10 protein-coding genes and 1 pseudogene are annotated in these 10,161 nt (G+C 61.3%); 5 read left to right on the forward strand and 6 right to left on the reverse strand.

What is annotated here, in order from left to right:
• The 6 genes and pseudogenes from HLUSI_RS27790 to HLUSI_RS34630 all read right to left on the reverse strand — a co-directional run.
• Nucleotides 1–183 (reverse strand): annotated as a pseudogene (locus tag HLUSI_RS27790) (BadF/BadG/BcrA/BcrD ATPase family protein); the annotation flags it as partial.
• A 7-nt stretch (nt 184–190) separates the two neighbouring features.
• On the reverse strand, nt 191–1,315 hold the full coding sequence (locus tag HLUSI_RS0109155; protein WP_016833682.1) for an ABC transporter ATP-binding protein: 1,125 nt from the start codon (nt 1,313–1,315) through the stop codon (nt 191–193).
• A gap of 19 nt (nt 1,316–1,334) precedes the next feature.
• Nucleotides 1,335–2,243 (reverse strand): carbohydrate ABC transporter permease, encoded by a 909-nt coding sequence (locus HLUSI_RS0109160; RefSeq protein WP_016833683.1) that lies wholly within the window; start codon nt 2,241–2,243, stop codon nt 1,335–1,337.
• A 9-nt stretch (nt 2,244–2,252) separates the two neighbouring features.
• Entirely contained in the window at nt 2,253–3,167 is a 915-nt protein-coding gene (locus HLUSI_RS0109165) for a carbohydrate ABC transporter permease (protein WP_016833684.1), read from the reverse strand.
• 123 nt (nt 3,168–3,290) lie between these two features.
• The gene (locus tag HLUSI_RS0109170) at nt 3,291–4,562 is read right to left on the reverse strand and encodes an ABC transporter substrate-binding protein (RefSeq protein WP_016833685.1); all 1,272 of its coding nucleotides are present in this window, start codon (nt 4,560–4,562) and stop codon (nt 3,291–3,293) included.
• 211 nt (nt 4,563–4,773) lie between these two features.
• A complete protein-coding gene (locus tag HLUSI_RS34630) occupies nt 4,774–4,896 on the reverse strand; it encodes a hypothetical protein (protein WP_016833686.1) in 123 nt (40 codons plus the stop codon).
• A 168-nt stretch (nt 4,897–5,064) separates the two neighbouring features.
• Here HLUSI_RS34630 and HLUSI_RS0109180 point away from each other — a divergent pair, with 168 nt between their 5' ends.
• The 5 genes from HLUSI_RS0109180 to HLUSI_RS27795 all read left to right on the forward strand — a co-directional run bounded on the left by HLUSI_RS0109180 (nt 5,065) and on the right by HLUSI_RS27795 (nt 10,048).
• Nucleotides 5,065–6,222, forward strand: coding sequence for an ABC transporter substrate-binding protein (locus tag HLUSI_RS0109180; RefSeq protein ID WP_016833687.1), 1,158 nt, complete (start codon nt 5,065–5,067; stop codon nt 6,220–6,222).
• Nucleotides 6,223–6,233: 11 nt separating this feature from the next.
• The gene (locus HLUSI_RS0109185; protein ID WP_016833688.1) at nt 6,234–6,947 is read left to right on the forward strand and encodes a response regulator; all 714 of its coding nucleotides are present in this window, start codon (nt 6,234–6,236) and stop codon (nt 6,945–6,947) included.
• 2 nt (nt 6,948–6,949) lie between these two features.
• Entirely contained in the window at nt 6,950–8,461 is a 1,512-nt protein-coding gene (locus HLUSI_RS0109190; protein WP_016833689.1) for an ATP-binding protein, read from the forward strand.
• Nucleotides 8,462–8,676: 215 nt separating this feature from the next.
• On the forward strand, nt 8,677–9,495 hold the full coding sequence (locus HLUSI_RS0109195; protein WP_238533951.1) for an alpha/beta hydrolase: 819 nt from the start codon (nt 8,677–8,679) through the stop codon (nt 9,493–9,495).
• A gap of 22 nt (nt 9,496–9,517) precedes the next feature.
• Nucleotides 9,518–10,048 (forward strand): DUF4118 domain-containing protein, encoded by a 531-nt coding sequence (locus HLUSI_RS27795; protein ID WP_016833691.1) that lies wholly within the window; start codon nt 9,518–9,520, stop codon nt 10,046–10,048.
• Nucleotides 10,049–10,161 lie beyond the last annotated feature (113 nt).

Below are 10,161 nucleotides of genomic sequence, written 5' to 3' on the forward strand. Positions count from 1 at the left end.
ATGCGCGAAGGCGCTTTGCAGCGTGCTCAGGATCGCGTTCCAGGCAGCCGGCGCACCGTTGCGCAGGGCGGATCCGGGACCGGTCGCTTCGGCCAGCACGGCGCCGTCGAGGTCGGTCACCCGCACCAGGGTCTTGGTGCCGCCGCCGTCCACGCCGATCAGGTAGTCGCAGGAAGTTTCCATGCCGGTCTCAATGCTGGCGCGACGACACCAGGTTGCCCGGCTTGAGGCGGCGCAACGCATTGCCGTCGGCGTCGAACACGTGGAAGGCGTTGCTGTTGGCGGACAAGACAATCTCTTCGCCGATGTCGACGTTGCGGTTGCCGTCGCCGCGCACCACGATGTCCTGTCCGCCGGACAGCGTGACGTAGATGAAGTTGGCTTCGCCCAGATGTTCGACCAGGTTGACCTTGCCGCCGAACTGTTCGGAGCCGGCGCTGTTTTCGTGGATATGCTCGGCACGCAGGCCGAGCGTGAGCTTGTCGCCGACCTTGGCATTGCCCGGCACGACGTCGACGCGCACTTTGCGTCCGCCTGTCACGGCGACTTCCAGGGCGTCTTCGGCCACGGCCGTGACCAGGCCCGGCAGGAAGTTCATCTTCGGCGAGCCGATGAAGCCGGCCACGAACAGGTTCTGCGGATGCTGGTACAGCTCCAGCGGCGTGCCGGCCTGCTGGATGTGGCCGTCGTGCATGACCACGATCTTGTCGCCCAGCGTCATCGCCTCGACCTGATCGTGCGTGACGTAGACGATGGTGGCGGCCAGTTGCTTGTGCAGCTTGGCGATCTCCAGCCGGGTCTGCACGCGCAGGGCGGCGTCGAGATTGGACAACGGCTCGTCGAACAGGAACAGGCGCGGCTTGCGCACGATGGCGCGGCCGATGGCGACGCGCTGGCGCTGGCCGCCGGACAGCTCGCGCGGCAGGCGTTCGAGCAGGTGGTCGATCTTGAGGATGCCGGCGGCGTGGCGGATGCGCTCGTCGATGTCGGCCTTGTTGCTGCCGGCGATCTTGAGGCCGAAGGCCATGTTCTTGTACACGTTCATGTGCGGGTACAGCGCATAACTCTGAAACACCATGGCGATGCCGCGCTTGGCCGGCGGCAGGTGGTTGACGACGTCGCCGCCGATGGCCAGCTCGCCGCCGCTGATGTCTTCGAGGCCGCACAGCATGCGCAGCAAGGTCGACTTGCCGCAGCCGGAGGGGCCGACCAGTACGCAGAATTCGCCGTCGCGAATGTCGAGGTTGAGGCCGGCCAGCACGTTCTGCTTGCCGTCGTAGGATTTCTTCAAGTCTTTGATGCTTACGTTTGCCATGATTTTTACCTTGAATGGGTTACTTCACTGCGCCGGAAGTCAGGCCGCGGATCAGCTGGCGCGAGAACAGCGTGTACAGGATCAGGATCGGGATGACCGCCATCGACAGCGCCGCCAGCACTGAATTCCAGTCGGTGGCGTACTGGCCGATGAATTGCTGTACGCCCAGCGTCACGGTCTTGGTCTGGTCGCCCGGCGCCAGGATCAGCGGGAACCACAGGTCGTTCCACGCCGGGATCATGGTGAACACCGCAACCGTGGCGATGGCGGGGCGGATCAGCGGCAGGATGATCTGGAAGAAGATCTTGAACTCGCCGACGCCGTCGCAGCGTGCAGCGTCTTTCAATTCCGTCGGGATCTGGCGGATGAATTCGGACAGGATCATCACCGCCAGCGGCAGGCCTTGCGCGGTGTAGACCAGGATCAGCGCGGTGCGGGTATTGATCAGGTCGAGCGCCACCACCAGTTGCAGGATGGATACGGTGCCGAGCCGGATCGGGATCATGATGCCGATCGCCATGAACAGCGTCATGAGGCGGTTGCCGCGGAATTTGTATTCCGACAGCGCCCAGCCTGCCATGGCGCCGAACAGCACGATCAGCACCAGCGAGCCTATCGTCACCACCAGGCTGTTGCCGAAGTAGAGCAGGAAGTTGGTGTTCGACAGCACCTTGTGAAAGCCGATCAGCGAGAAGCTGTCAACCGTCGGCAAGGCCATCGGGTTGTCGAAAATCGCCTGGCGCGACTTGACCGAGTTGATCAGGATCAGCGCAATCGGGAACAGCGCGATCACCGCATACAGGCACAGCACGATGTGCACCCAGATGTGGCCGGCCGGACCGAAGCTGCGCTGGATCAGCGACGGGCCGCGCGCGCTGCCGATTCGGTCATGCGTCGCCGGTGCGATGGTGGAAGAAGCTGAAGTCATCGCGATTCCTTAAAGCTCGTAACGGGTCAGCTTGCGCTGCACCAGGTAAAAATAGGCGCCGACGCCGGCCAGGATCACCAGGAACATCAGCGTCGCCACCGCCGCGCCCATGGTCGGACTGCCGACCTGGGCCTGATAGCCGAAGAAGGTGCGGTAGAAGAAAGTACCCAGCAGGTCGCTTGAATAGTTCGGCCCCGCCAGCGCGCCCTTGACCGAATAGATCAGGTCGAAGGCGTTGAAGTTGGCGACGAAGGTCAGGATCGTGACCAGTCCCAGCGTCGGCCAGATCAGCGGCAGCTTGATTTGCCAGAAGATGCGCAAGGCGCTGGCGCCTTCCGCGTGGGCGGCTTCCAGCACTTCTTCCGGCACCGCCAGCAGCGCGGCGTAGATCAGCATCATCGGGATGCCGATGTATTGCCATACCGAGATCAGCGACAGCGTGAACAGCGCAGTGGATTCCTGCCCGAGGAAGGGCGCGAAATAGTCCCCCAGGCCGACCAGCGTCATGAGCTTTTCACCGACGCCCCATAAGGGCGAAATGATCAGTTGCCAGATGAAGCCGATGATCACCACCGACAGCAAGGTCGGCAGGAAAATCAGAGTGCGGTAAGTGCGGGCGCCGCGCAGGCCCTTGAGGCTGAACAGAGTGGCCAGCAGCAGGCCGATCGGGTTTTGCAGCAGCATGTGGATGCAGAAGAACTTGACGTTGTTCCACATCGCGTTCCAGAAGGCGGTCGACCAGTCGCTGTCGAACAGGATGGTGCGGTAATTGTCGAGACCGACGAAGCTGTGCACGCCGGCGTCGTTGCTGGTGTAGAAGCCCAGGCGCAGCGTGTCGAGCAGAGGCAGCGCACTGAACATGGAATAGATGATGACCGCCGGCGCCAGGAAAGCGACGATGTGCCAGGGACGAGCTGTTTTCACTGTGACTCCGAAAGTGAAGACTGGAAAAACCTGGGTGCATGGGCAGTCAGGCACCGGCGCAGACGGTTCTGCGCCGGTGTTGCTGCAATGCCTGTTGTTTCTATTGTTATTTCTATTATTTTTTTATTGTTGCGGCTTGTACCACTTGGCAAATCCGGTCTGGATCTTGGTCGCCGCATCCTTCGGCGTCATCTTGCCGTTCAGGACTTGCGCGTTGACGTTCCACATTTCGTTTTCCATGCTCGGCGTGCCGCGGTTCAGGATCTGCGAGTTGACGCGGATGGTCGACGAGCAGGACTTGCGCCAGTCGATCATCTGCTTGGCGATCGGATCCTTGACCGAGATCAGGTGGTTCGACAGCGAGAAGAAGCCGGTGACCTTGTTGGTGTAGATGTCGGCGAACTCCTGCGAACCCAGCCATGCCAGGAACTTGTAGGCGTCTTCCTTGTTCCTGGATTTCTTGTTCACGCCCATGCCGATGTCGTTGTGGTCGGAGATGTAGCAAGCGTCGCCGGCCTTCGGCACCGGAGGAGGGAACACGCCCAGTTCCAGCTTGCTGCTGGCGTTGGCGTTGAAGTAGGCGATATCCCACGAACCGGCTGCATACACCGCGCCCTGGCCCAGTGCGAACATGTTCTGGCTGTCGCCGTAGGTCTGCGCGGATGCACCCTTGGACAGATACTTGCCGAGCTTGGCTTCATATTCCCAGACGTTCAGGAATTGCGGATCGGTGAACTTGGCCTTGCCGGCGATGAGCGCCTTGCGGCCGGCTTCGCCCTTCCAGTAGTTGGGGCCGACGCCGGTGAACAGCACCTGGTGCGCTTCCCATTGATCGGCGGTGCCCAGCACCAGCGGCGTGTACTTGCCGCCGGCCTTGACGGTCTCGAGCAGCTTGAGGAATTCGGCTTCGGTCTTCGGCGGCTGCAGGTTCAGCTCCTTGAAGATCTTCTGGTTGTACAGGAAGCCGTGCATCACCGAGGCGATCGGCATGCAGAAAGTATCCTTGCCGTCATCGCTCTGCCACGCGACCTTGGCGGAGGCGGGGAAGGACTCCATGCCGGCCTTGCCGTCGAGTTTTTCCAGGTGGCCCTTGTTGTACAGCGAGAGCGACACGTCGAACGGGCGGCAGGCGACCAGGTCGCCGGCAGTGCCGCCGGCCAGGCGTGCGGTCAGGGTGGAGTCGTATTCGGTCGGCGCAGTCGGCGAGAACTTGACGGTGACGCCGGGGTTCTTCTTCTGGAAGGCCGGGATCAGGACGTTCTCCCACAGCGCCAGGTCGTCGACGCGCCAGCTTTCGATGGTCAAGGTGCCGGCTTGCGCGTTGCCGCCTGCCAGCGCGAGCAGGACGGCGCTGCTGAGGGTGGCGAGGGCGAGGGCTTTTTTAACGGTTTGCATCAAAGGTCTCCTGGTTTTTTTACATTGATGAAGGCCGCTCTGAGCTTCCGAAAAAATCCGCAATTGCAGAGCCAGCGGCGCGACAGTAGCACCGGAGAATGTGTGATGCGAGCGTTTGGGAATACGTCTGGGGAAAATCGCTAAGTTATTGTTTTTGCTTGGAATTTCTTGAATCGGCGATGCGAGCGGATTACATATATTTACAGAGAATTCACGCCGTGCCCGGTTGCCCCAGGCGCAGCGTGTCGAGCAGAGGCAGCGCACTGAACATGGAATAGATGATGACCGCCGGCGCCAGGAAAGCGACGATGTGCCAGGGACGAGCTGTTTTCACTGTGACTCCGAAAGTGAAGACTGGAAAAACCTGGGTGCATGGCGCTGCAAGGTGGATTGGCGCCGGAACAGGAAACTAAATAAAACATTACATTTCTTTACAAAACCTGAATCCAATTAATGTTCTTATCGCGGTGGAGCGCGGACTTACGCTATAGTCACACGCGCTTTGGAGACGGCAAAAAAAACTCGGAATGATAAAAATGACAAGGCCCGCATTGACGAGACACCGGGAGAGGACGCTGCGCGCCGCAACGGCATCGGCGCGGGCAAGGTGCTCAAGAGCATGGTGCTGGCCGGCCATGCGCCCGAAGTCACGCAACTCAACGGCGTCATCTTCGGTGAATGGGCCGATCTGGGGCTGCTGCTTGAACTCGACAACGTCGCTGCGCAGGGCAACTGGCAAAAGCTGCTGTTTCCGACCGTGTGGTCGCTGCTGAACAATCACGGCCACGTCGTCGCGGCGCCGCTCGGCATACATCGCATCAACAATCTCTATTACAACGTCGCGGTGTTCAACCGCCTCGGTCTGAGCGTGCCGCGCAGCTGGGAGGAGTTCGACAAGGTAGCCGCCAAATTGAAGCAGGCCGGCATCGTCCCGCTGGCGCAGAGCGGCGAATCGTGGCAGGTGGCGACGCTGTTTGAAACGCTGGTGCTGTCCGAAGGCGGCCCGGCGTATTACCGCCAGTTGTTTGTCGACCTCAGTCCGCGCGCATTCGCCGACGCACGCCTGTTGCGGGCACTGAAACGCCTGCGCGTGTTGAAGCAGGTCATGCAGTTGCCGGTGAAGGAGCGGTCGTGGACGGAAGTGGCGCGCCAGCTGGTCGACGGCGAGGCGGGTATGTTCATCATGGGCGACTGGGCCAAAGGCGATTTCAACGCCTGGGGCTTGAGCGCCGACCATCAATTCGGCTGCGCCGCCGTGCCGGGCACTGCCGACTATCATCTGTACAGCATCGATACGCTGGCGATGTTCGCCGACGACTACTCGCACCAGCCGGCGCAGGAAGTGCTGGCGCAGATCGCGATGTCGCCGGCGGTGCAATCCGACTACAATAAATTCAAGGGCGCGATCCCGGTCTGGCGTTCGCCGGACACCAGCAAGATGGATGGCTGCTCGCAGAATTCCTGGCGCGTGTTCAGCAAGGGCTCGGCCTACCTCGCGCCCAGCCTGGTGCATCGCATGGCCACCGACGAAACCACCAAGGACGCCATCGTGGCCGAGCTGCGGCGTTTCTTCGTGGATGACCAGATCAGCGAAGCCGAGGCGCAGCGACGGCTTGCATCGATCGCCAGGGCGCTTTCGCGAACCGGAAAAGTGGAGTAAAGACTACCGTAATGACGCGCAAAATCCTTATCGTCGACGACGACCAGAAAACCCGGACTCTCCTCAAGACTTACCTTGAGAAGAACCAGTACGAAGTGCGTCTGGCGCATAACGGCGAAGCCTTTCTCGCCGAGTTCCAGCGCTACGCCGACGAGCTGTCGCTGGTGATCCTCGACGTCATGCTGCCGGACACCGACGGCTTTGCATTGTGCAAGATCGTGCGGCGTAAATCGAATGTGCCGATCATCATGCTCACCGCCAGTTCGGATGAAACCGATCGCGTGGTCGGACTCGAGCTGGGGGCGGACGACTACATCGCCAAGCCGTACAGCCCGCGCGAACTGCTGGCGCGCATCAAGGCCATCCATCGCCGCACCGGCATCGACAATGCCGCCGCACCGCGCTTTTATCGCTTCGTCGGTTTCACGCTGGACACGGTGGAGCGCACCTTGCTCGACAGTGCAGGGCAGGTGGTCGCGCTGACCGGGATGGATTATCAATTGTTGAAGTACTTCGTCGAACATCCGGGCGACGTGCTGGATCGCAACGTGCTCAGCGAAGAAACCCGGGGTCGCGACGCCGGGCCGCTGGATCGTTCGCTCGACGTGCAGATCAGCAAACTGCGCCTGCGCCTCAGCGACGACGGCAAGCAGCCGCATCTGATCAAGACGGTGCGCGGCGCGGGTTACGTATTCTCGGCCGACGTCACGGCGGCGTCGGCCTGATCATGTCGGGATTGCCGCCGACCCTGGCATGGCGCAGCCGTTCCTCGGCGGCGGTCACGCGCGTGCTCGACCGTGTGCTGCCGAACTCGCTGCTGGGACGCTTGTCGGTGGTAATGATTTTCGGCGTGCTGGTGACGCAACTGGCAGGCGGCTTGATCTGGGCCGCGCAACTGCGCACCAAATCCGAGGCCGAGACGCGCGTGGCGGCGCAGCACCTGGCGCACAGCGCATCCGGTGCGATCCGCTATTTCATGACGCTGCCCGCAAATTACCGGCCGATCATGATCCAGCAGCTGCGCGAAATGGGCGGCACGCGTTTCTTCATCAATGCCAACAGTGCGCTGGTGCCGATTCCACCGATTGCGCCCAATTCGCTGGCCGACATCGCCACCGAAGCGGCGGCGGAAACGCTGAAATCCGACCTGGCCTTCTTGCCCGAATTCCACCTGAGCTTCGCCTGGCCCGACAACCTGCCGGTGTCCGACGACGGGCTCAAGATCGGCGACCTGCCCGACAGCTGGGTGCAGCACATCCTGCTGATCAAGCCAAACCCGGCGCCGGTGCTGGTGATCCAGACCCAGATCGAGTCCGGCAAGTGGCTGTACCTGGCGGCGCTGATGCCCAATCCGTATTTCCTCGACAGCAGCAATCCCTTGTCGCTGGACCGCGTGGTCTTGCAAGGGTTGTCGCTGGCGGCGATCTTGCTGCTGACGATTCTGGTGGTGCGCTGGACCACGCGGCCGCTGGCGGCGCTGTCGGATGCCGCCGAAGCCTTCGGCAAGGGCGAGACCGTGCCGGAGTTGCCCGAGACCGGCAGCCGTGAATTCGTCAAGACGGCGCGCGCCTTCAGCGGCATGCGCGAACGCATCAAACGCTACCTGGAAGACCGGGAGCGCCTGTTCGTGTCGATCTCGCACGACCTGCGCACGCCGATCACACGGCTCAAATTGCGCACCGAGCTGCTTGACGACGACGACTTGCGTACCGAATTCCACGACGACCTGGACGAGCTGGACATGATGGTCAAGGGCGCATTGCAGTCGGTAAAAGACAGCGACATCCACGAAAATCGCACCGAAGTCCGGCTTGACGCGCTGGTGGCGCGCATGATCCGCGACGCCAGCATGGCCGGCCATGAAGTGGCGTTCGAGCCGTCCGGCGTCAATGTCATGGCCAAGCCGCTGGCGCTCAAGCGCGCCATCGGCAACCTGTTCGACAACGCGCTGCACTATGGCGAAAAGGTTGAAATCGCCATCCGCCAGTCGCAGGCGCTGGAAGGCGACATGGTCGAAATCGAGATCCGCGATCACGGCCCGGGCGTGCCGGAGGACGCCATGGGCAGCCTGTTCCAGCCGTATGTGCGGCTTGAGCACGGGCGCAGCGCCAACAGCGGCGGCATGGGCCTGGGACTGGGAATTGCCCGCAATATCGTGCAGGCGCACGGCGGCGAACTCTTGCTGCGCAACCATCCGAACGGTGGTTTGATTGCCACGATCATCGTTCCGGCGCACTGAGTTCAACGATGCGCAGATGCGCCGAAAAACCTGAAAAAGCCCGTTAAATTGGCGTTACTCGCAAAACGGGCTGAATTAATTTCTAGACCCGTCTACAATGTGGGTTGATTAAATATCATCCTATTTAGTATCTCGTTGTCCACCATCGCATGAACCAGACTGCTCGCAACGACCATCAGCTAGAACGCCAGACGGACCGCCAAAGAGATCACGCCGTGATCCTTTTGCACGGCTTGTGCGGCTCCAGCCTGGAACTGGGCACCATTCCCAAAGCGCTCAAGAAGGCCAACTGCACCGTGGTCGAGATGCAGATCCCGAACTATTCCGCCTCGCTGACCGATCCGCGCGTCACGCCCAACTGGATGGACTGGTGCGCCATGGTCGAGAGCAAAGTGGTCAAGCTCAAGGAAGAGCACAAAACCGTTTCATTGTGCGGTCTCAGCATGGGCGCGACATTGGCGCTGGCGGTGGCCAGCTTCAGCAAGGAAATCCTCAGCGTGGTGCTGCTGTCGCCGGTGCTGCGCTATGACGGCTGGTCGATCCCCTGGTATCACCGCCTGATGAACATTCCATATGGTCTCGGCTATCGCAACTGGACCTACAAGGAAAGCGATCCTTACGGCATCAAGAATTTTGAAATGCGTCGGCGCGTGGCGGCGGCGCTGAAAAAGGACGGCGTCGCGGCGGTCGGCGCAGCGGCGATCCCGGCGCGCCATCTGTGGGCGGCGCAAAAACTGATGGCCTATGTGCGGCAGTCGCTGTCGCAGGTGCGCGCCAGCACGCTGGTGATTCATTCCATCGACGACGAAACCGCAGCGCCGCGTAACGCCGAAATGATCCTGGCCAACATCAATTCCGAAGTGCGCAAGGTGATCTGGCTGGGCGACTGTTATCACATCATCACCGTCGACAACGAGCGCGAGATCGTGACCAACGAAGCGGCGCAGTTCATCCGGCGCAATATCGAGATGCACAGCAACGACATCTCGCTGAAATACCTGTTGCACAACTCGCCGCTGAAAGATCGCCGCTGACCGGCGGCGCAGAGGATCTTCCATGAGCATCATCAAACTCAGAAATTCCAAGCGCTGGAAAAACGGCGGCTTCTATCCCATCCTGATCTGCCTGTGCGGCTTCGTGGTCGCGTTCATCTTGCGCTATGTGCTCAGCTCCGTGGTGGATGAATCGATGTCGATGCTGTTCTTCGCCATCAACTGCATCATCATGAGTTACTTCTTCGGCTACGTGTATTCGCTGGGATTGCTGGTGCTGGCGATTCCGACGGCGCTGTATTTCTTCCGCAAGCCGTATTACATGATGGACGGCCTGGGCAGCAAGGACGTGTTCCTGATCGTGGTCTACGGCAGCATCGTGATGCTGGCCGCGATCATCATTGAATGGTTGCAGCGCGAGCGCTATTCCGCCGTGCTGCAGCAGCGCGTGTCGGAGACCCGTTACCAGATGCTGATCGAGTCCGACCAGGCGCGCCGCGCCGAATATGCGGAACACTTCGCTGCGGTGAGCAAACGTCAGGCCGGGGAGTCGACGCCGCCCGCGACCTCCGACTCGGCGCCGGCCCAAAGCTGAATTACTTCAGCAGCGCGCGCAGCGTCGCCACGGTGTAGTCGATTTCGGCTTCGGTGGTATAGCGGCCCAGCGAGAATCGGATCGCGCTGCGCGCCAGCGCCGCCCCGGGGCCC

This window comes from Herbaspirillum lusitanum P6-12 (genome assembly GCF_000256565.1).
In the GTDB taxonomy this organism is placed as follows: domain Bacteria; phylum Pseudomonadota; class Gammaproteobacteria; order Burkholderiales; family Burkholderiaceae_D; genus Herbaspirillum; species Herbaspirillum lusitanum.